The sequence below is a fragment of the Pseudomonas sp. LBUM1661 genome (assembly GCF_059695925.1).
In genome coordinates, this window is record NZ_CP166794.1 from 1,582,096 (window position 1) to 1,607,029 (window position 24,934).

26 protein-coding genes are annotated in these 24,934 nt (G+C 60.0%); 14 read left to right on the forward strand and 12 right to left on the reverse strand.

Annotated elements, in window-relative coordinates:
* Nucleotides 1–29: 29 nt before the first annotated feature.
* Both ACA057_RS07175 and ACA057_RS07180 read right to left on the reverse strand, forming a co-directional pair.
* Nucleotides 30–626 carry a cupin domain-containing protein gene (locus ACA057_RS07175; protein WP_497347033.1) on the reverse strand — a complete coding sequence of 199 codons (597 nt, stop codon included), beginning with the start codon at nt 624–626 and terminating at the stop codon, nt 30–32.
* Nucleotides 627–710: 84 nt separating this feature from the next.
* The gene (locus ACA057_RS07180; RefSeq protein WP_497347035.1) at nt 711–2,672 is read right to left on the reverse strand and encodes an oxidoreductase; all 1,962 of its coding nucleotides are present in this window, start codon (nt 2,670–2,672) and stop codon (nt 711–713) included.
* 215 nt (nt 2,673–2,887) lie between these two features.
* Here ACA057_RS07180 and ACA057_RS07185 point away from each other — a divergent pair, with 215 nt between their 5' ends.
* From ACA057_RS07185 to ACA057_RS07200, 4 genes are all read left to right on the forward strand, one after another.
* Nucleotides 2,888–3,937 carry an ABC transporter substrate-binding protein gene (locus ACA057_RS07185; protein WP_497347037.1) on the forward strand — a complete coding sequence of 350 codons (1,050 nt, stop codon included), beginning with the start codon at nt 2,888–2,890 and terminating at the stop codon, nt 3,935–3,937.
* A 302-nt stretch (nt 3,938–4,239) separates the two neighbouring features.
* Nucleotides 4,240–4,431, forward strand: a complete 192-nt coding sequence (locus ACA057_RS07190) for a YegP family protein (RefSeq protein ID WP_401360069.1) — start codon at nt 4,240–4,242, stop codon at nt 4,429–4,431.
* Between the two features lie 149 nt (nt 4,432–4,580).
* Nucleotides 4,581–5,498 (forward strand): LysR family transcriptional regulator, encoded by a 918-nt coding sequence (locus ACA057_RS07195; protein ID WP_497347039.1) that lies wholly within the window; start codon nt 4,581–4,583, stop codon nt 5,496–5,498.
* Between the two features lie 52 nt (nt 5,499–5,550).
* The gene (locus tag ACA057_RS07200) at nt 5,551–5,916 is read left to right on the forward strand and encodes a 5-carboxymethyl-2-hydroxymuconate Delta-isomerase (RefSeq protein ID WP_497347041.1); all 366 of its coding nucleotides are present in this window, start codon (nt 5,551–5,553) and stop codon (nt 5,914–5,916) included.
* Nucleotides 5,917–5,919: 3 nt separating this feature from the next.
* Here the strand turns inward: ACA057_RS07200 and ACA057_RS07205 are convergent, their stop codons facing one another.
* The 3 genes from ACA057_RS07205 to ACA057_RS07215 all read right to left on the reverse strand — a co-directional run bounded on the left by ACA057_RS07205 (nt 5,920) and on the right by ACA057_RS07215 (nt 9,071).
* Nucleotides 5,920–6,855, reverse strand: coding sequence for a LysR family transcriptional regulator (locus ACA057_RS07205; protein ID WP_497347043.1), 936 nt, complete (start codon nt 6,853–6,855; stop codon nt 5,920–5,922).
* A 98-nt stretch (nt 6,856–6,953) separates the two neighbouring features.
* Entirely contained in the window at nt 6,954–7,871 is a 918-nt protein-coding gene (locus ACA057_RS07210; protein WP_497347045.1) for a DMT family transporter, read from the reverse strand.
* Between the two features lie 15 nt (nt 7,872–7,886).
* Nucleotides 7,887–9,071, reverse strand: a complete 1,185-nt coding sequence (locus tag ACA057_RS07215; RefSeq protein WP_497347047.1) for a cyanate transporter — start codon at nt 9,069–9,071, stop codon at nt 7,887–7,889.
* A 527-nt stretch (nt 9,072–9,598) separates the two neighbouring features.
* Between ACA057_RS07215 and ACA057_RS07220 the strand changes: the two genes are divergently transcribed.
* From ACA057_RS07220 to ACA057_RS07245, 6 genes are all read left to right on the forward strand, one after another.
* The gene (locus ACA057_RS07220; RefSeq protein WP_497347049.1) at nt 9,599–10,981 is read left to right on the forward strand and encodes a glutamine synthetase family protein; all 1,383 of its coding nucleotides are present in this window, start codon (nt 9,599–9,601) and stop codon (nt 10,979–10,981) included.
* A 168-nt stretch (nt 10,982–11,149) separates the two neighbouring features.
* Nucleotides 11,150–12,799 (forward strand): phosphoethanolamine transferase, encoded by a 1,650-nt coding sequence (locus ACA057_RS07225; RefSeq protein ID WP_497347051.1) that lies wholly within the window; start codon nt 11,150–11,152, stop codon nt 12,797–12,799.
* Nucleotides 12,800–12,872: 73 nt separating this feature from the next.
* Complete coding sequence (locus ACA057_RS07230) at nt 12,873–13,535, forward strand: class I SAM-dependent methyltransferase (protein WP_497347053.1); 663 nt, start codon at nt 12,873–12,875, stop codon at nt 13,533–13,535.
* Between the two features lie 123 nt (nt 13,536–13,658).
* On the forward strand, nt 13,659–14,792 hold the full coding sequence (gene rnd, locus ACA057_RS07235; RefSeq protein ID WP_497347055.1) for a ribonuclease D: 1,134 nt from the start codon (nt 13,659–13,661) through the stop codon (nt 14,790–14,792).
* Nucleotides 14,789–15,082 (forward strand): YcgL domain-containing protein, encoded by a 294-nt coding sequence (locus ACA057_RS07240; protein WP_401360047.1) that lies wholly within the window; start codon nt 14,789–14,791, stop codon nt 15,080–15,082. Before rnd ends, ACA057_RS07240 begins: the two co-directional genes overlap by 4 nt.
* A gap of 121 nt (nt 15,083–15,203) precedes the next feature.
* On the forward strand, nt 15,204–16,136 hold the full coding sequence (locus ACA057_RS07245) for a D-2-hydroxyacid dehydrogenase (protein ID WP_497347057.1): 933 nt from the start codon (nt 15,204–15,206) through the stop codon (nt 16,134–16,136).
* 169 nt (nt 16,137–16,305) lie between these two features.
* On the opposite strand, the gene ACA057_RS07250 is transcribed toward ACA057_RS07245, so the two are convergent.
* Nucleotides 16,306–16,899 (reverse strand): nitroreductase family protein, encoded by a 594-nt coding sequence (locus tag ACA057_RS07250; protein ID WP_497347059.1) that lies wholly within the window; start codon nt 16,897–16,899, stop codon nt 16,306–16,308.
* A 279-nt stretch (nt 16,900–17,178) separates the two neighbouring features.
* On the opposite strand from ACA057_RS07250, the gene ACA057_RS07255 reads away from it, so the two are divergent.
* Both ACA057_RS07255 and ACA057_RS07260 read left to right on the forward strand, forming a co-directional pair.
* Entirely contained in the window at nt 17,179–17,628 is a 450-nt protein-coding gene (locus ACA057_RS07255) for a YcgN family cysteine cluster protein (protein ID WP_497347061.1), read from the forward strand.
* A gap of 36 nt (nt 17,629–17,664) precedes the next feature.
* Nucleotides 17,665–18,891, forward strand: coding sequence for a hypothetical protein (locus tag ACA057_RS07260; protein ID WP_497347063.1), 1,227 nt, complete (start codon nt 17,665–17,667; stop codon nt 18,889–18,891).
* A gap of 127 nt (nt 18,892–19,018) precedes the next feature.
* Here ACA057_RS07260 and ACA057_RS07265 read toward each other — a convergent pair whose 3' ends face one another.
* From ACA057_RS07265 to ACA057_RS07280, 4 genes are all read right to left on the reverse strand, one after another.
* Nucleotides 19,019–19,396, reverse strand: a complete 378-nt coding sequence (locus tag ACA057_RS07265; RefSeq protein WP_497347065.1) for a YgaP family membrane protein — start codon at nt 19,394–19,396, stop codon at nt 19,019–19,021.
* 92 nt (nt 19,397–19,488) lie between these two features.
* Entirely contained in the window at nt 19,489–19,959 is a 471-nt protein-coding gene (locus tag ACA057_RS07270) for an RNA methyltransferase (protein ID WP_007944014.1), read from the reverse strand.
* 197 nt (nt 19,960–20,156) lie between these two features.
* Entirely contained in the window at nt 20,157–20,531 is a 375-nt protein-coding gene (locus ACA057_RS07275) for a YajD family HNH nuclease (RefSeq protein ID WP_059406653.1), read from the reverse strand.
* Between the two features lie 49 nt (nt 20,532–20,580).
* Nucleotides 20,581–21,267 (reverse strand): spermidine synthase, encoded by a 687-nt coding sequence (locus tag ACA057_RS07280; protein ID WP_497347068.1) that lies wholly within the window; start codon nt 21,265–21,267, stop codon nt 20,581–20,583.
* A gap of 93 nt (nt 21,268–21,360) precedes the next feature.
* Between ACA057_RS07280 and ACA057_RS07285 the strand changes: the two genes are divergently transcribed.
* The gene (locus ACA057_RS07285) at nt 21,361–21,651 is read left to right on the forward strand and encodes a hypothetical protein (protein WP_497347070.1); all 291 of its coding nucleotides are present in this window, start codon (nt 21,361–21,363) and stop codon (nt 21,649–21,651) included.
* Here ACA057_RS07285 and ACA057_RS07290 read toward each other — a convergent pair.
* Nucleotides 21,648–22,121, reverse strand: a complete 474-nt coding sequence (locus tag ACA057_RS07290) for a cyclic nucleotide-binding domain-containing protein (protein ID WP_497347072.1) — start codon at nt 22,119–22,121, stop codon at nt 21,648–21,650. The genes ACA057_RS07285 and ACA057_RS07290 overlap by 4 nt on opposite strands.
* A 149-nt stretch (nt 22,122–22,270) precedes the next feature.
* On the reverse strand, nt 22,271–24,325 hold the full coding sequence (locus tag ACA057_RS07295; RefSeq protein ID WP_497347074.1) for a S9 family peptidase: 2,055 nt from the start codon (nt 24,323–24,325) through the stop codon (nt 22,271–22,273).
* Between the two features lie 100 nt (nt 24,326–24,425).
* Here ACA057_RS07295 and ACA057_RS07300 point away from each other — a divergent pair, with 100 nt between their 5' ends.
* Nucleotides 24,426–24,923 (forward strand): MFS transporter, encoded by a 498-nt coding sequence (locus ACA057_RS07300; RefSeq protein WP_497347076.1) that lies wholly within the window; start codon nt 24,426–24,428, stop codon nt 24,921–24,923.
* The last annotated feature ends 11 nt before the right edge of the window (nt 24,924–24,934 follow it).

The window sequence follows — 24,934 nt, forward strand, 5'->3', positions numbered from 1 at the left end:
GTCAGCTTTCGGAAATGGATCCACGCTGTTCAAAACGAAGGCGGCGTAATCACCCAAATCACCACCGCATCCACCTCACCAGGGTTCCCATACCGATGCGGCTCTTGGCTCGAAAAGCTGAAACTATCTCCTTCACCCAGCTGAAAATGCCGATCCCCCACCCACAGCTCAAAACTCCCCGACAGCAGATACCCAGCCTCTTCACCCTCGTGGCTGTAACTCTGCTGGCTATAAGTTCCAGGCGGAAACCGTGAGTGCAGCATTTCCAACTGCCGATTCGGCTGTGGCGTCAGCAGGTGATCAACAATGCCGTCTTCGTAATGCACGCTCATCCGGCTGTTTTTACGCACCACAATGCCGTCATCTTCGGGCGCCGTTTGCGCTTCGCTGGCAAAGAACCACTGAATGGTCACGCCCAGGCTGCGAGCGATATTGAACAGTGCGGGAATGGAGGGATACGCCAGGTTGCGTTCAAGTTGGCTGATGTACCCCGCCGTCAGCTCGCTCATCTGCGCCAGTTCCGCCAGGGTCATGCCCCGGCGTTTACGCAGGCCACGAATGCGTGTGCCGAGGAAGTGTTGTTCGGCGGTGCCGGTTGCGGGCCGTTCCGTGCTCTTATTGCTCATGGTGATTTCCGAACCGGGTCGAACGTGAACCTTGCAGGAGCGAGCTCGCTCCTACAGGAAAATGGTCCCGGAGTATAAACAGCCTTAAAGCTCCCAGGCGACTTTCAAACCTTCGTAGATGGCCTCTTCGGCGGTGCGTGGCGCGAGGCAGTCGCCGATGCGTCGAAACTCGACCAAGCCTTGCAGTTCGGTGCCCAAAGTGTCGACCGGTTGATGGCCTTGGCAGAGCACCAGTGTGTCGATGTTTTCAAACAACATCGGTTCGCCGCTGGCCGTGTGTTGCAGGTAGACGGTGTTGTCGTCGCACCCATAAAGGCGGGCGTAGGGTGTGATCGGGATGCCGAGTTTGTGCAGTTCGCCGGCCAGTTGATCGCGCACGTACAAGGGCAGGTTTTCGCCGCAATGGGTGCCGTTGACGGCCAGTTGTACTTGATGCCCGGCGCGTACCAGACGTTCAGCGATGCCGGGGCCGATCCAGTCGCAGCGCCAGTCGACCACCATCACCGAGCGACCGATTTGCACCTCGTCGCGCAGCACCTGCCAGGCGTCCACCACCTGCAAGTCACCGCCACGCTCGAACGCCGGCCAATAAGGTTCGGCGCCAGTGGCGACGATCACCATGTCCGGTCGTTCGCGCTCCACCAACGCGCGGTCGACGCGGGTGTTGCGCACGACGCGTACACCGGCCAGTTCCATTTCGCGTTGCAGGTTGGTGCTGGCGCCGCCGAATTCGGCGCGCTTGGGTAAGAGTTGCGCGAGCAAAACCTGGCCGCCGAGTTGCGAGCTGGCTTCGTAAAGGGTCACCTCATGTCCACGTTGGGCTGCCACGGCAGCGGCTTTCATCCCGGCCGGACCGCCGCCGGCAATCATGATGCGTTTGCGCTGGGTCGCTGGTTGTCGCTGGCCGAAAATCAACTCGCGCCCGGTTTCCGGGTGCTGGATGCAGGAAATCGGCAAGCCTTTGTGGAAGTGGCCAATGCACGCCTGATTGCAAGCGATGCAGGCGCGCACATCTTCGACGTGGCCAGTGTCGGTTTTGTTGGGCATTTGCGGGTCGCAAATCAACGCGCGGGTCATGCCGCACACATCCGCCTGGCCGCGCGCCAGAATCAGTTCGGCTTCCTGGGGTTGATTGATGCGTCCGGTGACGAACAGTGGAATCGCCAGACTGGCCTTGAACGTGCCGGCTTCCTTGGCCAGATAAGCCGCTTCGATCGCCATCGGCGGCACGATATGCACTGCGCCACCCAAGGACGCTGACGTTCCGGCGACGATATGCACGTAATCCAGCAGCGGTTGCAGTAATTGTACGGCGGCCAGGGATTCGTCCTCGGTCAGTCCTTCGGGATCGCGTTCATCAGCGGATATGCGCAGGCCAATGATGAACTGTTCATCGGTGTTGGCGCGCACGGCCGCGATCACTTCGCGCAGAAAGCGCAGACGCTGTTGCAGATCGCCGTTGTAGCCATCGGTGCGCCGATTGACCCGCGGATTGATGAATTGCGCTGGCAGGTAACCATGACTGGCGACCACTTCCACGCCATCGATCCCGGCCTGATACAGGCGCCGGGCGGCAGCGCCGTAACCGGCGACAATCTCATCGATCATCGCCTGATCCAACGCGCGCGGCATCACCCGAAAACGTTCATTGGGCACCGCTGAAGGCGAGTAGGCGATGGCCAGCAGACCATCGCTGGACTCCATGATTTCCCGACCCGGATGGAAGATCTGCGACAGCACCACCGTGCCGTGAGCATGGCAACGCTCAGCGATTTTTCGATAACCCTCGATGCAGGCGTCGTCGGTCGCCATCAGCACATGCGAGGTGTACCGCGCGCTGTCATGCACCCCGGCCACTTGCAGCACGATCAAGCCGACACCGCCTTCGGCTCGCGCGGTGTGATAGGCGATCAGTTGTTCATTGACCAGGTTGTCGGTGGGCATCGACGTGTCGTGACCGCTGGACATGATGCGGTTTTTCAGGCGTTTGCCACGCAGCTGCAAGGGCTCGAACAGGTGCGCAAAAGCGGGTGACGAGGTCGGCATGGGACGGGTACTCCAGGCAGGCTGAAGCCGAAAGGCCGGCTTTTCGGCGTTGTTATTATTTTCCTATAGAAATTTACCTGTAGTAAAAAATCAACTTGTTTTTTTACTTCGGCTCGAAGTAGATTCAGTTGGCGCCCGCACCTGGGGCGAACCTCACAACAATAAAAAGGGTCATGCGGCGTTCAGTCGGGTGGCACCTGCAAGAGGAACCACTGATGAAATCGAATACGCTCAAGCACGGTTTTTATCCCTTGCTGCTGTCCCTGGCCCTCGGCCTTGGCAGTGCGCAGGCAGCGCCAGAGATGGTGGTGGTGGGTTACGGCGGTGCCGGACAGAAAGCCCAGGATGTGGCCTTCTTCCAACCGTTCAGCGTCGCGGATCACAGCAAGCTGATCCAGAGTGAATACAACGGCGAGATGGCCCGGATCAAAGTCATGGTCGACACCGGCAACGCCGATTGGGACGTGGTGCAGATCGAAGGCCCGGACTTGATGCGCGGTTGCGACGAAGGCATGTACGAAAAACTCGACTGGAAAAGCCTGGGTCGTGTCGAGCAGTTGATTCCCGATGCGGCGCAGGCCTGCGGTTCGGCGGCGCTGGTGTGGAGCGTTGCGATTGCCTACGACACGCAGAAGCTTGCGCAGGCCCCGACCTCGTGGGCCGACTTCTGGGATGTGAAGAAAACCCCAGGCAAACGCGGGCTGCGCAAACGCGCGGTGTACAACCTGGAATTCGCCTTGCTGGCTGACGGGGTGAAGGTCGAGGACGTGTATTCAGTGTTGAACACGCCGCAAGGTGTCGACCGCGCTTTCGCCAAACTCACCGAACTCAAGCCCTACATCCAGTGGTGGGAAGCCGGCGCGCAACCGGCGCAATGGCTGACGGCCGGCGACGTGGTGATGACCTCGACCTACAGCGGGCGTGTCGCCGCCGCAGCGCAAAGTGGTAGCCACCTCGGGTTGGTCTGGCCGGGCAGCCTGTATGGCATGGATTACTGGGCGATCATCAAAGGCTCGAAACACGTCGATCAGGCCAAGCGCTTTATCGCCTTCGCCAACCAGCCGGATGCCCAGGTCAAGTACGTTGAGCAAATCCCTTATGGCCCGACCAATACTGAAGCGGCGGCCAAGCTCGATAGCAAACTCGCTCAATGGGTACCCACTGCACCGCAGAACCTGAAAGGCGCGCTATCGATGGACGTGGCGTTCTGGGTCGATCACGGCGAAGAACTCGAAGAGCGGTTCAACGCCTGGGCCAGTAAGTAAACGCCATCGGCTGGACGTTTCAAAGCGCCCAGCCACTACCCTTCATTTTCACGATGCCCTTGGGGTTTTGCGTGGGAACAGACAGCGTCCTGGCGTAAGAAAAATAAGCCTGTTCCCAAGAAAAGTTACTCATCCAGGTCACTCAATTTACCCGACCCCGTATCCATTGGCCGCCCCATGAATTCAGGGCTTTCCCTCGACATATCCCCTGACATTGAAAGACCTCTCCACCCAAAATCCTCATCTACTCTGGTTTCGCAGGTCACTGATCTGCCGTCATCAGCAATCGCAAGGAGCGATCAATGTATTTTGAGATTTACAGGCAAACCCGTGGCACCTCACAGACTGGCAAGGGCCAATGGCGGTGGCGTTTGAGGGCGGGGAACAATGAGACGATTGCCAGTGGGGAGTCTTACGTCAACAAGGCTGATTGCGTGCATGCCATCAGTTTGATCAAGGGCACTCAGGATCAGACTCCGATCAAGGAAATATAGGTTGCAGGCAGTGAAGCTGCTCAGTCAGAGCAGCTTCGTTTCAACCGGGCAGCCCGTATTTGAATTAAACGCTATCGGCTTGAGTCGCATAGACGCCGATTGCGACAGCTACCTAAACTGTCAGCAGTTTTGGGGAGTAGGGGCAGTAGATGAATCGCAACGAACTACGCAAGGCCGATATCAACCTGATGGTGGTGTTCGAAACGCTGATGCTCGAACGCAACGTCACCCGGGTGGCGGAGAAGCTGTTTCTTGGGCAACCGACCATCAGTTCGGCACTCAATCGCTTGCGCACGATGTTCAACGATCCGCTGTTCATACGCGTCGGCCATCGCATGGAGCCGACGGCGCGGGCCGAGGAGATCATTCTGCACTTGTCGCCGGCACTGGATTCGTTGTCGGTGGCCCTGAGCCTGACCCATGATTTCGACCCCGCCAGCAGCACCATGACCTTTCGTATCGGGCTGTCGGACGATGTCGAGTTTGGCCTGTTGCCGCCGTTGCTGCGCGCCTTGCGCCAGGAAGCGCCGAACGTGGTGTTTGTAGTGCAGCACGTCGATTACTGGCGGATTCCCGACTTGCTGGCGTCCGGCGATATCACGGTCGGTATCAGCCAGACTCGCGGTCTGCCGGCCAACGCCAAGCGCAAGTTGCTGCGGCACATCTTGCCCTGCGTGTTGCGTGCCGATGCCTCGGACACGCCGCTGACGCTCGATGAATATTGCTCGCGGCCGCACGTGCTGGTGTCCCACACCGCCAACGTCAGTGGCTACGCTGACGAGTGGCTGGCCGATATAGGCCGGACGCGGCAAGTGGTGCTGTCGGTGCCGCAGTACAGTTCGTTGCCAGCCTTGCTCGCCGGAACCGACCTGATCGCCAGCCTGCCGGATTACGCGGCCGAAGCGATGGCGGCGTCCGGTCTGCTGTTCAAGGAACCGTTCCCGTTCAAGACGCCGACCCTGGATCTGTCCATGGTCTGGCTCAGTCATGTCGACACCGATCCGGCCGAACGCTGGTTGCGTTCGCGTCTGGAAGCGTTCATGAGTGAGCGTCCAGTGCTGCCATAGGGCCGCGCCGTGTTATATCTTCGACTTTTCCACCCCTTAAAGGAGCAACGTCATGCCTCACGTGCACATGGAATACACCAACAACCTGCCGGGTCTGAATGCCGACTTGGCATTGATCCGGCTCAACAATACGCTGGTGGCTTCCGGTCAGTTTGCGGCGGAGTACGACATCAAGAGTCGAGCGGTGAAGGTCGAGACGTTCAAGGTCGGTACTGCGTTGGGAGAACGGGCGTTCGTGCATGTGAAACTGGCGTTGTTGAGCGGTCGCTCGGCGGAAATCAAGAAGCAGTTGTCCGAAAGCCTGCTGGCGGTAGTACAGGATCTTTGCGAATGGCCGACAGGCGTTGAGGTCCAGCTGGCCGTGGAAATCCTCGATATCGATCGAGAGTCCTACACCAAGATCGCCATCAACCACTGAGTGTCAGGTCAGTTCCTGCTCGGAGCAGGCCTTGACCACTTGCTCACGCAGCCAGGTGTTGGCGCTGTCCTGATCGACGCTTTGGCTCCATTGCATGTCGAGGGTGAAACCCGGCAAGCCGTTGGGCGCTTCGCAGTGATTGAAGATCGCGTCGTTGGCCAGCAATTGCTGGATGCGCCGGGGTAAGGTCAGGATGAAGTCAGTGCCGGTGATCATCTTCAGCGCCGCGCTGTAGCTGTTGGCGCGCGCAACGATCTGGCGCTTTTGCGCCTGCTGCGCGAGCCAGCCGTCGACCATATTGGTGGTGGACGTCCAGGGTGTCGGGAACACGTGCCGGCGTTCGACGAAGGCTTGCAGGCTTAAGCGCGGCTGCAGCGGCGTGGCGCGTTTGTCGAACACACAGACCAGATCGTCCTCCAACAGCAGTCGGGATTTGACATCGCCGTGGCTGCGATGGAAGTTGGGGCCGAAGCAAATCACCAGATCGAGGCTGCCGTCGCGCAGGTCTTCGGCGGGGATATCGGTTTCGAACTTGTGCATGTTGATCATCACCGACAGGTCGGCGGAATCGAAGCGCTTCAACAGGCGCGGCAGAATCAACTGTTCGAAGTATTCCGGTGCGCAAATGTTGAACGTGACTGGCTGCAAGGCCGGATCGAATGCCGGCGCCCCGGCGTGGCACAGATTGATGCTTTCGAGGATTTTCAGCACGTGGGTGTACATGGTGCCGGCTTTGTAGGTCGGACGCATGCCCGCGCGGGTGTTGATGAACAACTCGTCTTCGAAACTGGTGCGCAGTTTTTTCAGGCAGTAACTGACGGTGGACTGGCTGACGCAGAGCGTCTCGGACACACCGGTGACGCTGCTTTGCTCATACACGGCGATAAACACCATGAGGTCCTGCATATCGAGCTTTCTTAGCAAATTACTGTTCAGCATCCGTTCCGTTCTCGCTGCGTTCCTTGCGCTGATGGTGCGCAATGTTGTGCGAATGATCCTAACGGAACGATGGTGCCAGGAGAATGCCTTGTAGGCATTCAGTCCTGAGCGGTTGCAAACACCGCACGCCGGCTGGACATCAGCAAGGCCAGCATACCGATGCCTACCAACAATGCACCGATGATTTCCAGTGGTAACGGCGACTGACGCAACCAGAGCCAGTGAAACAAGGTGATGAACAACGTGCTCAAGTAAATGTAGGAAATCACCGAGGACGGGGCGATCACGCCGATAGCGCGATGCAGCAACCAGAAGGTCGCCAGCGTGGCGAACACGGCCAGGTAGATCAGCCAGTAGAAATCATTCAGCGTCAGCAATGACGCCGATCGCCAGCCGCCGCTGAACCCACAGAACACCAGCAAAAACAGCGCGCCGAACAGCATGTTCCAGAAGGTCATGCCTACCGGGCCACGACCTTTGAGACTGTTGGCCTTGAGCCGCTGACTCAGGGGCGAATAGAGCGCCATCGCCAGGCAACCGACGCCATACACCAACACCGCGTAGAGCGATGGCAACTCGCTCGGTCCTGTGCCTTTCAGAACCAGCAACACCGCCCCGGCAGCAGCAACCAGCATTGGCAGCGCCCGTTGTTTGAGGCTGTTGTAGGGCATCAGGAGCGCTTCGAAAAGCAGTGTCAGCAAGGGCACCAAGGTGAACATCGTCCCGGTGTTAACTGCCGAGGTGTAGCGCAGCGCTTCGAACAGTGAGCCGAAATACACCGCCAGCAACAAGCCGAGTGCGGCATGGCCGAGCAGTCCGCGCGCAGTCATGGCGGTATCGCCCTTTAACAGCAGCAGCGGCAAAAACACCAGGGCGCAGAACAGCAGGCGCAAACCGGTCAGCAGGATCGGGTCGATGGCCTGGCTGACCTGCGCGGCGGCTGGAAACGAGGCGGCGATCAACACGGCCCAGAGCAACATGCCCAAGTGCGCGGCGGCGAAACCGGTGTGTTTCATGGTCGGGGTTCCGGGTTAGTGAATGTGCCTGGCGTAGTGCCGGGGATCGAAGCGCAGCACCATCAGGATCATCAGCGCCATGACGCCGGTCAGTGACCACCAGGCCCATTCGAAGCTGCCGAGCTGATCGCGGATCATCCCGGCAATCAGTGGCGAGAGGCCGGCGATCAGGTAGCCGATGCCTTGCACGAACGCAGTCAGGCCACCGGCGCGCTGAGGGTTGTCCAGATGATCCAGGGACACGATCAGGCTCATCGGGAACAACCCGCCAATGCCCAATCCCAGCAGGCACGGCCACAGCAGGCTCAAGTGTGGCGGGCTGAGTATCAAACCGCAGAAGCCGGCCATGATCAGCGTCAGCAACACCACCAGCACCCAGCGTCGGTCACGGCTGCGATTGGCGATGGCCGGCGTCAACAGGCCGGACAAGACTTCCATGGCCGTCAGGAAGCCCAGCAACAAACCGGCGTTTTGTTCGCTCCAGCCCTTTTCCACGTAGTACGGTGCCAGCCAGGCCAGCACACAGGTGTAGGACGCCGTGCCCAGCCCGAAGAAGATCGCGAGTAGCCAGGCGCGGGAATTCTTGAAGAAGGACGGGTTCCCTGACGTTTTCGAAACCGGTGCCGGCATCCTCGAACGCTGGACGCACCAGAACAGCAACGCCAGCACGGCAAGTGCCGCCCAGATCGCCAACCCCACGCGCCAACTGCCGGTGCGGGTCATCACCAATGGCGCGAAGGAGGCCGCGATCGCCGCGCCGCCCATGATCGACGTGACGTAGAGCCCCATGCACACGGAAACGTTGTCGCTGAAACGGGATTTGATCAGCGCCGGCATCAACGCCTGGATCAGCGCAATACCGATCCCCGCCAGGACGGCGCTGAGGATCAGTTCGGCCGCCGAATCGAGGAACAGGCGCGACACCGTCGCCACGGCGATGATCAGTAACGAGAGCACCACGGTGCGCTGTTCGCCGAGGCGCTGGCTGACGCTGAGGCCGAAGAACATCGCCAACCCCATCGCCATCACCGGCAGCATGGTCAGTAACGAGGCCAGGCTGAAACTCAGCGCAATGTCGCCGCGAATCGCCGACAGCAAAGGCCCGACAGCGGCCATGGACGGGCGCAGGTTCAGGGCGACGAGCATGATGCTGAACATCAGCCAGAGGGCAGGGCGGGTGGTTGCGCGAACGTTTTCCATCATCGAACCTTGAAGAACAAGGAGCCGATTAGGCGCGCGAGGCCGGCAGGGCCGCAAACCAGAAAGTCCAGGGTTGTATTTAGAAATTAAATACCACTGCGGCCACACAAAAAAACCTGTGGGAGCGGGCTTGCCCGCGATGACGGTTTCACAATCAGCAACTATGTCGACTGTCAGTACGCTATCGCGGGCAAGCCCGCTCCCACAGGGGGAGGCGGTGTTTGGTAGATTTAAGCGGTCAGCTAATGTTTAGCCAACTCACACCCAAAGTTCTTCAAATCCCGATTTAACGACTTAACCACCCGTGTGACGCTGCTGCTCATCTGTTTGCTGCGGTCTTCTCTATGGACGATTGTCCAGTCGCACTCCCCTCCGAATTAGCCTTTTGGGCGCTGTGGCACTGCCGTCACGCGCGCCCACCGGATGCCTGCATTTCCCGTTGATAATTCCTACAGGTCCCGCGCTGCGCGTGGGATCAAAGCGGCGGCGCCTATGCGCTTGCCTGACGCGGAAATAAGAGAATGCCCATGAGTTTTGCCACGACCTCCTTCGCCACGAAGCAAGAAGCCCTGACCTTTCTTGAACAGAACCCGGATATCGAGATGTTCGAGTTGTTCATCCTCGACAACAACGGCGTGCCTCGGGGCAAGTTGCTGCATCGCGATGAGTTGCTGGCGGTGTACGAAAGCGGGCGGCCATTGCCGAGCACGATTCTGGGCCTGACCATCAATGGCGATGACGTGGAAAATTCCGGGCTGGTCTGGGACGTCGGTGATATCGACTGCCGGGCCTACCCGATCAGCGGCAGTCTGACGCGCATGCCTTGGCGCTTGATTCCTACAGCGGCGGTGCAAGTCAGCATGCACCCCAAGGAAGGCATGCCGGCGACCATCGCCGATCCACGGCATCTGCTGGCGAAAGTCGTTGAAGGCTTGCAGGCCGACGGCTACTACCCGGTCATGGCGGCGGAGCTGGAGTTTTACTTGCTGGATCAGCAGCGCGACAGCAACGGTCGGCCGCAACCGGCACGGGATGTCGACGGTGGGCGACCGCGAGGCACTCAGGTCTACGGCTTGCGTGAACTGGAGCAGATCGAACCGTTCCTGGCCGATCTCTACAGCGCCTGCAAGCTCCAGGGCATTCCGGCGCGCACGGCGATTTCCGAATACGCGCCGGGGCAAGTGGAAATTACCCTCGAACACCGCACCGATGCCCTACAGGCGATGGACGAAGCGGTGCGCTACAAGCGGCTGGTCAAGGGCGTTGCGCATAAGCACGGGATGACTGCGTGCTTCATGGCCAAACCCTTCGACGACCTGGCGGGCACCGGGATGCACATGCACGTCAGCCTGGCGGACAAGGACGGCAACAATCTGTTTGCCAGCGAAGCCGCGGACGGCACGCCACTGCTCCGCCAGGCGGTCGGCGGTTTGCTCAGCACCTTGCTCGATTCGTTGCTGCTGTTCTGTCCGAATGCCAACTCGTACCGCCGCTTCCAGACCAACAGCTATGCGCCGTTGGCGGCCACCTGGGGGGTCGACAACCGCACCGTGAGTTTGCGCGTGCCCGGCGGGCCGGCGTTCTCCCGGCATATCGAACATCGTATCTGTGGTGCCGACGCCAACCCGTATCTGGCGGCTGCGGCGATCCTGGCCGGGATTCATCGCGGAATTCGCGAACAACTCGACCCCGGCGAGCCCGTGGAGGGCAATGGTTACGCCCAGGCCACGGAATTGTTGCCGACGGACTGGTTGACTACATTGCGTGCGCTGGAAGGTTCGAGTTGGGCGCGGGAGGCATTCGGCGGTGAATTCCTTGGCGTGTACTTGGCGGTGAAACGTGCCGAGTACCGACAGTTCATGGGCGAGGTGGGTGAGCAGGATTGGCGTTGGTACCTGAACCAGGCCTGAACCATTCTCAAATACATTGGAAGTTTTGGCTTAATGCCATGAGCCAACTAATCGTTGGCTTCTTTTTCACAAAAAATTGATGGGTGGCTGCCTAAAGTTAGTGCTGTCGCGGTAAATGAAATTTTCACATTTATTGACGGCACTTCTTTTCAGGAACAGTCGCTCATCATGTTGAATATTAAAGCTGTGCGCCCCGAGTGGGTGGCACTGATGGCCAGCGCCTTTTTATTAGTGGGTTTCAATTTCGTGCTCTGGCAGCACCTGTTTGAAATCACCGCGTCTGACGGCAAAGGCCTGGTCATGCGCGTGGCGTTCGGGGTGATGATCCTGGCGGCCTTCAATATCGTCCTGACCTTGCTGGCTTTCAGGCCGGTGATGAAACCGGTCCTGACATTGATCTTTATGGTCAGCGCCGGCGTGGCGTACTTCATGAGTCAGTACGGTGTTTTGATGGACACCGGCATGTTGCGTAACTTCGCACAAACCAATGCGACGGAAGTGCGCGACTTACTCTCGGTCAAGTTGCTTGTCTATATTCTTGTGCTCGGTGTTATACCGTCCTGGTTGTTGTGGAAAACACCGGTTAGTTACCGTCGTTGGCACCGTGAACTACTCAGTAAAGCGCTCGTGACTAGTGCGTCAGTTGCGGTGATCGGTGGTGTCGCACTGGTTAACTACCAAGGCTTGTCTTCGTTGTTTCGCAACCACCATGAGTTGCGCCTGATGGTGGTGCCGAGCAACTACATCGGCGCGTCAGTCGGCTATCTGCGTGAACAGATCGTCTCGGCGCGGCAACCCTTTGTCGCCATTGGCGTCGATGCCCAGCGAAATCCCGCCTGGCAAACCCACGGTCGCAAATCCTTGACGGTATTGGTCGTCGGCGAAAGTGCGCGGGCCGAGAACTTCGGCATCCTCGGTTATGACCGCGATACCACGCCAAAACTGGATAAAGAAGCCGGCCTGATCGCGTTTACCGATGTGCATTCCTGCGGCACCGAAACGGCGGTCTCGGTGCCGTGCATGTTCTCCAATATGGGGCGCAAGGATTACAACGCCAGCACGGCAAAGAACGAAGAAGGCTTGCTCGATGTGCTCAAGCGCGCCGGTCTTGAGGTGATCTGGCGTGACAACCAGTCGGGCTGCAAAGGTACTTGCGATCGGGTGACCCTCGACGACGTCAGTAATCTGAAGGACCCGGTGTTGTGCGCCAAAAGCGAATGCCGCGACGAAATTCTCCTGCAAGGTTTGCAGCACTTCATCGACACCCTGGATAAAGACACGGTGCTGGTGTTGCACCAAATGGGCAGTCACGGTCCGGAGTACTTCAAGCGCTACCCGAAAGAGTACGAACGCTTTACCCCGGTCTGCGAAAGTAATGCGCTGAACAATTGCACTCGCGAAAGTATCGTCAACGGTTACGACAACACCTTGGTGTACACCGACCACGTGCTGTCGACCCTGATCGATCTGTTGCGCAGCAACCAGGACAAAGTCGATACCGCGATGCTCTATCTGTCGGACCACGGCGAATCCCTGGGCGAGTACAACTTGTTCCTCCACGGCACGCCTTACATGCTGGCGCCGGAACAACAAAAACACGTGGCGATGCTGGCGTGGTTTTCCGACAGTTATCAAAAGTCCTTCTCGGTGGACACGCATTGCCTGCAACTGAGTCGTGACAAGCCCTTGAGCCAGGACAACCTGTTCCATTCGATGCTCGGTTTGCTGGAGGTCAACAGCAAGGTCTACAACCAGGACCTGGATATGTTCGCCGGGTGCCGTGGTGCCGTGATCGACGGCGTGTTGGCCAAAGAGTGAATGCTTCGACCTTTTTTTCACGCACCGGCCGCTAACCTGCGGCCGGTAATGTTTCCACCAAGAGCCCTTGCACATGTCCGCTCAGCCCCCATCCGCCATCGAACTTGAGTTCGCCCGGCGCTACGATCAGGAACACGCCCGCGTCTGTCTGCAGCCGCAACCGCGTGGCCTGGCTGGGCGCCTGACGTTCTGGCGTGACGAGCAACTGGTGCGCAACGCGCTCAAGGCGGCCGGCGAGCCGGGGCTGATTCTCGATGTCGCGTGCGGTGTCGGGCGCTTCTGGCCAGTGCTGGCCGAGCATGCAAACCGGGTGATCCTCGCGGCCGACCCGTCCCAGGACATGCTCAATCACGCCCAGACCCACCATCCGCAGAACCTGTTGCAGCGAGTCAAGACCTTTCAGAGCTCCGCATTCACCATCGGCTTGTCCGCCAATGCCGTGGACTGCATTTTTTGCATGCAACTGTTTCAACACATCGCCAGCCCCGAGCATCGTCTGGCGATGCTGGGCGAATTCCGTCGGGTCAGTCGCGATACGGTGATTGTCGCGGCACGGGTCGATGCTCATTTCAAGCGGCGGCGCACCCACGCAGACGGCGCTGCGCCCCGCCAGTTGGTCAGCAAGGCCGAAGTGGAAGCCGAGTTCAAGCAGGCGGGCTTGCGTGTGATCAGCTATCAGGATTTCCTGCCGGGTTGCGCACGGATGCGCGTCTACGTGCTCCGTAAGGCCAGCTAACCTCCCTTTGTCAGACATTTCTTGCTATCCGGCCGGTGTTTTCGCTAAAGCTCTTGTTCAGTGGAGGCGCGGAAATCGCCGGGGGCGATATATACTGCGCGCCATTCTTCAAGGGAGAGCCGTGTGGCCATCGATATTCACTGGATTCGCGACAACGATAGCCTCGGTCAGTTTTGCGCCGAGTGGCAGCAGCTGCCCTACGTTGCCCTCGACACCGAATTCATGCGGGTCGACACCTTTTATCCGATAGCAGGTTTGCTGCAGATCGGCGATGGCGTACGCGCTTACCTGATTGATCCGCTGACCATCGATAACTGGCAGCCGTTGTCCGAGTTGCTGGAAAACCCGGCCGTGGTCAAAGTTTTGCACGCGTGCAGCGAAGACCTCGAAGTCTTGCTGCGCCTGACCGGCAGCCTGCCGGCACCGCTGTTCGACACCCAACTGGCCGCCGCTTACCTGAACCTCGGTTTCTCGATGGGGTATTCGCGGCTGGTGCAGGAAGTGCTCGGCATCGACCTGCCCAAGGGCGAGACCCGTTCCGACTGGCTGCAACGTCCGCTGTCCGACACCCAGATCAGCTACGCCGCCGAAGATGCCTTGCACCTGGCGGAAGTTTTCGTACAGCTGCGTCCGAAGCTGTCTGACGACAAATACGCCTGGGTCCTGGAAGACGGCGCCGAACTGGTGGCCAACCTGCGCCGCGAGGTCGACCCGTACGAGGTCTATCGCGACGCCAAACTGGCCTGGAAGCTGTCCCGCGCTCAACTCGCCGTGCTGCGCGAACTCTGTGCCTGGCGCGAGCGCGAGGCCCGTGCCCGCGATCTGCCGCGCAATCGCATCGTCCGTGAGCATTCCCTGTGGCCGCTGGCGCGGACGCAGCCGGACAACCTCGGCGCGTTGGCGAAAATCGAAGACATGCACCCGCGTACCGTGCGTCAGGACGGCGAATTTCTGCTTGATCTGATCAAGCGCTCTGGCAGTGTGTCGCCAGATCAATGGCCGCCAGCCGTGCCGGAGCCATTGCCGGTCGATGCCGCCACGCTGGTCAAGCAACTGCGCGCGATCGGCCAGGCCGAAGCCGAGCGCCTGAACATCGCGCCGGAGCTGATGCTGCGCAAGAAAACCCTGGAAGCGCTGCTCAAGAGCGGCTACCCCAATGGTCCTTACCAATTGCCTGATTCGCTGCGTGGCTGGCGCCGCGAATTGATGGGCCAGGCGCTGCTCGACAGCCTGGCCACCGCCGGAGAACAGCCTTGAAACGTATTTGCTCCATCTACCGAAGCCTGAAGAAAAACGAGATGTACCTCTATGTGCTCAAAAGCGATGCACTGGAGCGCGTCCCGGACAGTCTGATGGCGGCCTTCGGCAAACCTCATCACGCTTTCGACCTGGTGTTGACCCCCGAGCGCAAACTGTCGCGCGAGGACATCACCGTGGTCCTGGAAAACCTTGAAAAGCAGGGTTACCACTTGCAAATGCCGCCGGCCGAAGACGAGTACATCGAGCACTTGCCGGAAGAATTGCTGCGCCGCAACGACCCGATGTGATCGCTAGTCAGGTTCTGTTCAGAGCCTTTGTGAAACACTGGAATGATATTTGGCGACGGTCGCGACGATGGAGCAGTACTCCGTCGGTGACCGTCTGCACTGCTTTTGAAAGGTTTGAGCCATGCGCGTTCTCATTGCTGAACACGACCACCCTGTGTACGCCCAACTGTTGCGTCAGGCCGCGCCTGAGCTGGAAGTGCTGACCAGTGGTAATTCCGCCGAACTGGCCAGCCAGGCGGCTGATTGTCCGATCTGGCTCGGCCAGCCGGACCTGCTGGCGACCCTGCTGCGTCAGGGCCACGAGCCGCAATGGCTGCAATCGACCTGGGCCGGCATCACGCCGCTGCTGGCCGACGGCTTGCCTCGCCACTATCGCCTGACCCGGGCGGTGGGGATTTTCGGTCAGGTCATGGCCGAATACGTGCTGACCTACATGCTCGGCCACGAGCGCGAAGTGTTGCCACGCCTGGTCAGCCAGGTCGAGCGCAAGTGGGACAGCCGCCAGGGCCAAAGCCTGGCCGGTCGCAAAGTATTGATCGTTGGCACCGGCGACATCGGCCAGACCGTGGCGCAATTCCTGGTGCCGTTTGGCGTCGAGTTGTACGGCATCGCCAGCGAAACCCGCGAGCAGGCACCGTTTGTCGAAGTCGGCGCATTGGCCGACCTGCCGCGTTTGGTCGGTGAAGTGGATTACGTGATCAATCTGCTGCCCAATACGCCGAATACCCATGACCTGTACGACGCGGCGCTGTTCAAGCAGTTCAAGCCGACCGGGTTGTTCATCAACGTCGGACGCGGCGTGGCGGTGGTTGATGCGGACCTGGTGGAGGCCTTGAAAGAAGGGCATCTGGCGGGCGCCGTGATCGACGTCTGCCGTCAGGAGCCGCTGCCGCAACGTCATCCGTTCTGGACCGCCTGGGGCTTGCTGCTGACCGGCCACAGCTCGGCACCGACTTCGCCAACGATGATGGTGAAACTGTTTGTCGAGAACCTGCGGGCGTATCAGGCGGGTGAGGCGTTGCGCGGAGAAGTGGATTTCAATCGCGGCTACTGAGCCCACCGCAATCAAATTGAATCTGCGGTAAACACATTATTTGTGAACACCACAGATTAAATGTGGGAGCGGGCTTGCTCGCGAAGGCGGAATGTCAGTCACCATTAGTATCGACTGACACATCGCCTTCGCGAGCAAGCCCGCTCCCACATTGGTTTTTTGGTGGGGCTTAAAGGGTGAAATCGCCTTCAGCCGCCAACTCGCTCAACGGACGACGCGGGCTTGGCTCTTCACGCGCTTGCAGGTAATCCGCCAGCGTCGACTTGTCGCCCAGTTTGCCGATCGCCACTGCTGCGTGCAGCGCGTAGCCTTCAGGAATGTTCAGCTCCTTGCGGGTCAGTTCCTGATCGAAACCGGCCATGCCGTGGGTGTGCCAGCCGCTGATGCTCGCTTGCAGCGCCAGATGGCCCCAGGCCGAACCGGTGTCGAAGGTGTGCCACAGGGCCGGGGTTTCTTCAGTGGCGCCAGGCACCGCGAACGTGGTTTTCGATACCACAATCACCAGCGCCGAGGCGTGTTGCGCCCAACTGCGGTTGAATTCGTTCAACAGGCCCAGGTAGCGCTCCCAGTTCGGCGTGTCGCGACGCGCGTAGAGAAACCGCCAAGGCTGCGAGTTGTAGGCCGATGGCGCCCAGCGTGCGGCTTCGAAGAAGCTCAGCAGGGTTTCCTCGGGAATGGTTTCGCCGGTGAAGGCGCGGGGCGACCAGCGATCGGTGAATTGTGGGTGGATGGCATAGTCGGCAACGCGTGGATTAGCACTCATCAATCGATTCCTTGCTACGTTTGAAAGGGAAGGGCGTTTGAAACCTGCGGGCGCAGTTGAGCTGAGCGATGAGGTTTTTCGAGAGCCGTGGCAATTCACCTGAATGCAACGCGGTTGAGCGTTAATGGCACCCAGGCTTGGCTCCTTGCGACTGGCAAAGCTACTTGGCGGCGCAAGAACTGACAAGTGCCGTTCTACCGGCAGTCGCCAATGCTTGGCCCACGGGGCTGCGGGCACTAGACTGGCGGCCTTTTCACCACCTGATGTCGATGTTGAACCATGGCCGCCAAAGTCGAACCGTTCTGGATAAGCAAAACCCTCGATCAGCTCGATCCAGAGGAATGGGAATCGCTGTGCGACGGCTGTGGCCTGTGCTGCCTGCAAAAGCTCGAAGATGAAGACGACAACAGCGTCTATTACACGCGTATCGCCTGCAAACTGCTGGACCTGAATACCTGCCAGTGCAGCGATTACCCCAACCGTCGTGACTTCGTGCCGGACTGCATCCAGCTCACGCCGGGCAAGGCCGATGAGTTCAAATGGCTGCCGCCGACCTGCGGTTATCGACTGGTCAGCGAAGGCAAGGACTTGCCACTCTGGCACCATCTGGTGTGCGGCGATCGCGATGCGGTGCATCACGAACGTATTTCCCAGTCCGGGCGCATGCTCGCCGAAGGCAGCGTGCCGGAAGACGATTGGGAAGAGCATCTGATTTTCCGGGCGGGTTAAACGCCTGACGATTTAACGTTTCACGAAGGAGTGTGTATGGCTGTGGGATTGCGGCTGGCGTTGGCCGGATTATTGGCCCTGAGCTCGCCCGTGTGGGCGGCGAAGAAAGTCGATCTGGATTACCACGTGCGCCTGTTGCCGCAAAGCGATCAGGCGGAAGTGCGTCTGACCCTGGCCCAGGGCTCGGCGGTGCGCAGCCTGGATTTCGACCTCGGCGACGGCAGCCACTACAGTGATTTCAAGGCCGACGGAGAATGGCGGCTCACGCCGGGCAAAGCGGCCCGAGGCGTCTGGCGTCCGGCCGCCGACAAGGCCAGCCTGACCTACCGCGTGCGCATCAGCCATGGGCGCAAGAGCGGCAGCTTCGACACGCGCATGACCCCGACCTGGGCGTTGATGCGCGGCGACGATCTGGTGCCGGCCGCCAAACTCGATCAGCAGGACGGCATCGAGCTGGTATCACGCCTTGAATTCGAATTGCCCAGCGGCTGGAAAAGCGTCGAGACCGCTTGGCCACGGATCGGCAAGAACAAGTTCCGCATCGACAACGTTTCGCGACTGTTCGACCGGCCCACCGGCTGGATGCTCGCCGGCCACCTCGGCACCCGACGCACGCGACTCGGGGAAACCGAGGTCACCGTCGCCTCGCCTCAGGGCCAGGGCATGCGGCGCATGGATGTGCTGACGCTGCTGACGTTTGTCTGGCCGCACGTGCAAGAGGTGTTCCCCCGTCATCCGGCCAAACTGCTGATTGTCGGCGCCAACGACCCGATGTGGCGTGGCAGCCTGGCGGCGCGCGAATCGATCTATCTGAACACGCGTTTGCCGTTGGTCAGTGAAAGCGGCACCAGTGTATTGGTGCGCGAATTGGCCCAGGTGTTCGGGCGGATCAACGACCAGCAGCGCAGCGACTGGATCAGCGAAGGGTTTGCCGAGTATTACGCCATCGAACTGCTGCGCCGCGCGGGCGGCATGAGTGATGAGCGCTATGAAACCCTGCACGGCAAGCTGGTCAAGGACAGCCAGAAAGTCACGACGTTGCGCGGCGAACAGATCAGCCCGGCGCAGGTGGCGAAAGCGGTGGTGTTGCTACAGGAACTGGATCGCGAGATTCGCCTGAAGACCCGCAACAAGCGCTCGCTGGATGATGTGTTGCGCGGGGCGATGCATTTGGGAAGTATCGATACCAAGGAATTCGTGCAGCTCGCTGACAGCGTTATTGGCGAGTCTTCCAAAGTCCTTGATACCGAGTTGCTTCAGTAACACCGCTTTCGCTGGCAAGCCAGCTCCCACAGTGATGGCGATGATCACAAATGTTGTGTACGCCGCGTAATCCTGTGGGAGCGGGCTTGCCCGCGATGCGGCCGTAAGCCTCAGTACAAATCCCGGATCAAATCCCGGTTTTTGGCGACGTCAAAGAATCATTGCCCGTCACGGTAGCCGTATTGGTCGCCGCCTCGGCATTTGCCTTCAACTTGTTCAACTCTTCCCCCGCCCGCTGAATCTTCGCCCGCACGTTGTTCATGTCCTGACGGCTTTTCTCCAACAGGCTCTTGGCTGAGCTGTGCCCGGTAATACCGCGCGCCAGTGCCACACCGCCGATCGCCACTTGAATCAAGCCGAACACACCGCCACGACGCAGGCCTTTGCCGACCATGACCACGCCACCAGCGAGGGAGCCGATGCGCTCCCAACCGTGAACGTTCTGGTCGGGATTCGTCTGGAACGGGGTGGATTCGATGCGTTCTACGCGTTTGAGTTCGCTCATGATCTGTCTCCTGACGGGAAGGGCTGCTTCAAGAATAGATAATTAAGCTGACTGCCGAGGTGGGCGGCTTGTTCCATCGAATGTGCAGCGTTTCAGCGGAATTTCGCGCCAGAACGGGTGTTGAGTCCTTTGGACATGCGGTCGTAGAGCACGACGTTGACGGTGGCGGCCAGGTTCATGCAGCCGGTGGTCGGGATGTAGACCACGTCTTCGCACCAGTCGCGGATCTCTTTATCCAGCGAACCGTCTTCCGGGCCGAAGATGTACAACGCGCGATCCGGGTGGGTGTATTCCGGCAGCGAGCGGGCGCCATCGACCAGTTCCACGGCGACCGGAACGCAACCCAGGGGCAGGATTTTCTTCAGGTCATCGATGCCGATCAGCGGAATGTCGTAGTGGACACGCTTGGTGTCGGTGACGAAGTCGGCGGCGCGTTCATAACGCTTGCCGGTGTAGAACACCGACGCCACGCCATAACAGCCAGCGGCGCGCATCACCGAACCGACGTTTTCCGGTGATTTGGGGTTATACAAACCAATGCAGCTGTACCGTTTATCTGCCACGAGCGGGGTGCCTTCGGGGAAAAAACGGCGATTATACGGGGATTGGGGAGCTGCGGTCAGATCGGAGATTGACGGTGCAGGTGCGGCCGCCATCGCCAGCAGGCTGGCTCCCACACTGATCTGCGCCAGTCTGGTCACCTCGATCACTGTGGGAGCCAGCCTGCTGGCGATGGGGCCAGCTCAGGCAATGAAGAGCTTCAGTCGTCCTTCTTCATCAACCCCGCCAACGCCGCAAACGGGTTATGCGTCGCCTTGGCGATTTTCGGGCTGCTCAGCGAACCCTCGTCAAAATACTGCTGGTCGGTGTACCGAGAGTGTTCGTTGTCGTGGCAATACAGGCACAACAATTCCCAGTTCGAGCCGTCCTGCGGGTTGTTGTCGTGGTTGTGGTCGCGGTGGTGCACGGTCAGCTCGCTCAGGCGCTTGCCGGAGAATTCACGGGCGCAGCGGCCGCACACGTGCGGGTACATCTTCAGGGCCTTGTCGCGGTAACCCATTTCCTTGTCGCGCTGATTGTCGGCGAGGATGCGGTCCAGTTTCGACGTGTTGGTCGGGGGCGTTGACGAACTCATGGGTTCACCTTTGTAAAAAGACTAATGACGGTTATGAACAGAGTTTAGCTCAGCCCTTGAGCTTCTCGGCAATCCAGATGGTGTGGCGGGTGCCCTTGTTGCCGTGGGCGAAGACCTGGACTTCCTCAGCCTTGAAGCCGGCCTTTTTCAGTTTGTCGGAAAACTGCCGGTCAGCGCTGGCCGACCAGACCGCCAGCACGCCTTTGGGTCGCAGGGCTTTGGCGCAGGCGCTCAGGCCGCCGGCGGAGTAGAGCCAGCTGTTGGCTTTCTGGGTCAGGCCTTCGGGGCCGTTGTCGACGTCAAGCATGATCGCATCGAACCCTTGCGGCTCGGCTTGCAGGACGTTGGCCACGTCTTCCATGCGGATCACCGTGCGCTTGTCGAGCAACGGGTTCCCGGCTTTTTCGCCCAGCGGCCCACGGTTCCACTCCACCACGCCGGGCACCAGTTCGGCGACCACCACTTCAGCGGTCTTGCCCAAATGTTTGAGCGCCGAGGCGAGGGTGAAGCCCATGCCCAAGCCTCCGATCAGCACCCGTGAGTTTGGCCGACCGGCGACCTTGCGGCACGGGATCTCGGCCAGGGCATCTTCGGAGCCGTGCATGCGGGTGTTCATCAACTGCCCGCCGTCGCCGCCCTGGATCTTGATGACGAAATCATCGCCGTATTCGAACAGGCACAGGGCACCGCCGTTTTCTGGAATGGGAGCGGTGTCGAGCAGAACGAAACGTTTCATGGAGCTCTCTTGAGAAGAATGGGCATAAGGGAAGGCAAATGGAGGCAGTTGGGAGTAGCCTGCAAACAGACAACAAGGCTAACGGAGCCATTGATGAAGCGCACCATTCTAACGGTCATTGCCATGGCCGCGCTCTCGATAACTGCAGTGCAGGCCCAGGAGCTGCAAACCATACCGACCAGTCCCCAGCCGATGCCCGGTTCACCCGGCACCGCGACACCCACCCCGTACCCACAAATCAGCCCCGCGCCATTGCCCAAAGCCGGCGCCGGCAGTGGCGGCCCGCCGTTGGTGCCGATCGAAATGCCCAGCCCGCCGACCAAGGACCAGCCCGTGCCGGGCCTTGAGCCGAACAGCACGAAAATCAAATCGCCTGGTGGTTAGACTTGTTGCAAGAGCAGTTGCCCATCGGCCATGCGCAGGCGCTTGGAGAGGGAAACGGCAAGGGCGCGGATGATCTTGGCGGCGATTTTCGGCGCTTCGTTGAGCATCTTTTCCAGTGAGTCCTTGCCCAGGTTCAGCAGTTGACAGTGGCTGGCGGCCACGCAACTGGCCGAGCGTCGTTCGCCGTCGAGCACGGCCATTTCGCCGAACGCGCGGCCGCTGCGCAGGGTCGCCATGGTGACCAATTGCCCGTCACTGTTGGTTTTCTGCACCGCCACCTGGCCGGTGTGGATGATGCACATGAAGCTGCCGGCATCGCCCTCGTGAAAGATCTCTTCGCCCTGGGCAATGGTGCTGATGCTGAAGTAGCCGGACGCGGCGGCGAAGTCGGCGGGCAGCAGTTGATCGAACAGGCCGCAGTCCATCAGCCAGTCGCGAATTTCGTTGTTCAGTAGGGTCGGTTCTGACATGTCGTGCGGTCTTTATTGTTGTGTCTGGTTCCGGTTGTTCGGGATGTCCCCAATCCAATGTGGGAGCGAGCAAGCCCGCTCCCACATTGGAATTGTGCTGGATCTGGCCCGGTGTCAGGAGTTAAGACCGACACGCCGGGCCAAGTTCCTCAGGCGATGCCCAGAACCTTGAAAACAAATGCATATTCGAGTGCTACGTCACGTAATCCCTGATATCGACCGCTCATCCCGCCGTGCCCGGCGCCCAGTTCGGTCTTGAGCAGCAGCGGATTGTTGTCGGTTTTTGTCGCGCGCAATTTGGCTACCCACTTCGCCGCTTCCCAATACTGCACGCGACTGTCGTTGTAGCCGGCAATCACCAGGGTGGCCGGATACGCCTGCGCGGTGACGTTTTCGTACGGGGCGTAGGCCTTGATCCGCTCATAGACGTCCGGCTCTTCAGGATTGCCCCATTCGTCGTATTCGGTGACGGTCAGCGGCAGGTCCGGGTCGAGCATGGTGTTGAGCACATCGACAAACGGCACTTCGGCAATCGCCGCCGCGAACAGCTCCGGACGCTGATTGAGCACCGCACCGATCAACAATCCACCGGCGCTGCCGCCGCTGATCGCCAGTTGCTTCGAGGTGGTGAAACCCTTGGCGATCAGGTGTTCGGCGCAGGCAATGAAGTCACTGAAGGTGTTGTGCTTGTGTTCCTGCTTGCCGGCGCGGTACCAGGCTTCGCCGAGTTCACCACCGCCACGCACGTGCGCAATGGCAAACGCCACGCCGCGATCGAGCAAGCTGAGGCGGGCGTGGGAGAACCAGGGGTCGAGGCTTTCGCCGTAAGCGCCGTAGCCGTACAGATAAAGCGGTGTCGGTTTTCCGAGGGCTTCACGTTTGACCACCAGGCTGATCGGCACTTGCGTACCGTCCGGCGCGGTAGCCCACAGGCGCTGGCTGACGTAGGCATCGGCATCGAACGGGCCGAGCACCGGGGTTTCCTTGAGGACTTTTTGCTCGCCGCTACCCAGCTCAAGCTGACGGATTTGCGCCGGACGGTTCAACGCCTCATAACGCAGGCGGATCTTGTCGCTGACGAATTCCAGGCTGTTCTGCACGTGCAGGCTGTACGCCGCATCTGGTAGCTGCACACGGTAGCTCCGCAGGTCTTGCGGGTAGACCTCGATGATCGGCAAGCCGCCTTCACGCAGGCTCAGGGTCATGGCCCCGGTGTTCAGGCTCATGCCTTCGATCATCGTTGTGGCGCTGTGCGGGATCAGGTTCTGCCAATCAGCTTCGGTTGGGGCTGCGCCGGTGTCGACCGCCGTGTACAGGGCGAAGTTGATGCCGTCGCGGTTGGTGCGAATGAACCAGGTCCATGCGCCATCGAGGGCGCCGTGGTCGACGTCGTATTCATGGTCTTCAACCCTCGGCGCGATACAGGTAAAGGCCTGTTGCGGCTGGAACGCGTCGAGGACCCAGACTTCGCTGGTGGTCTTGCTGCCCACGGACAGCAGCAATTGCTGCTCCGAACTCGAGCGGTAGCAATGCATGAAGAAGCGACCGTCGGTCTCATGGAACACCTCTTCGGCCGCCGTGCCGTCCAGCCGATAGCGGAACAGTTTGTGCGGGCGGTGGGTGTCGTCCAGTTCGCCGAAGAACAGCGTCAGGCTGTCATTGGCCCACGTCATGCTGCCGTCGCAGTCCTGGAATTCCAGTTCGCTGACACGGCCGCTGGACAATTCCTTCACGAACAGCGTGTAAATCTCATCGCCCGTGGTGTCGAGGCTGTAGGCCAGGCGCTGGTGGTCGGGGCTGATGCTGAAGGCGCCGAGGGAGAAAAAACCGCCCTTGGCCAGCTCGTTCGGGTCCAGCAGCAGTTGTTCCTGGCTTTCGTCGAGCTGCAGGCTGTCGTCGGCCGGACGCGGGCAGCGGTAGTGACGGGCGTATTCGTCACCGGCGGTGGTGCGCGTGTAATACAGGTACGGGCCCCACGGGGAGGGCAGCGACAGGTCGGTTTCGAGAATCCGGCCCTTGATCTCTTCGAACAGGGTCTCGCGCAATTCAGCCTGGTCGGCGGTTTGCGCCTCCTGGTAGCGGTTTTCAGCGTTCAGGTAGTCGAGCACCGCAGGGGTGTCGCGCTCCTGCAGCCAGGCATACGGATCAGAACCTTCAGCCTTGTGGGCAATGGGCGCGTCGGAAACGTTGGCGGATAGGGGCATGAATTGCTCTCGAACGTGGTACGAAATAGGGTTCGCAGACGGCGGGCAAGCCTGATGTGCGAAAAGTCGTTACTATAAGCGCCTCTTTGCCTGCCTTGCCATGGACACCATGACCGAGAACGACTATCTGATCGCTTGGGGCCTCTACGCCTTTGCCGCTTTGGGCTGCCTGTTGGTGTGGATGCGCTTGACCCGCTGGATGTGGCGTTGGCTGCGTGAGCCGCTGCGGCTGCTGATGGCCGTGTTGCTGTTCAGCCCGACCATCATCGATCCGGTGAAGGAAAAAGTCGCCCCGGCCATCGCCATCACGGCCCTGGACCTTGCCTTCAAGGTCGGCAACAACGCCTGGCGGGCGATTTCCGACCTGTTGATGTACGGCATGATCGCCTTCGGCATTTACCTGGTGTTCGTGGCGATCCGTTTCCCGATCGAGCGCAAGTCCAAGGCTCGCAAGGAACAGGCGGCCGCCGCCAAGGCTGCGGCCCGAGCCGATGAACCTGAAGAGGATCAACCCTTCGGTGGCGCCGGCGATGACCGCTACGGGCGTCCACCGGTCCCGAGCAACCCTCAGCGTATGCGCGTCGAACCACGGTTGTAACCTTGTCCCTT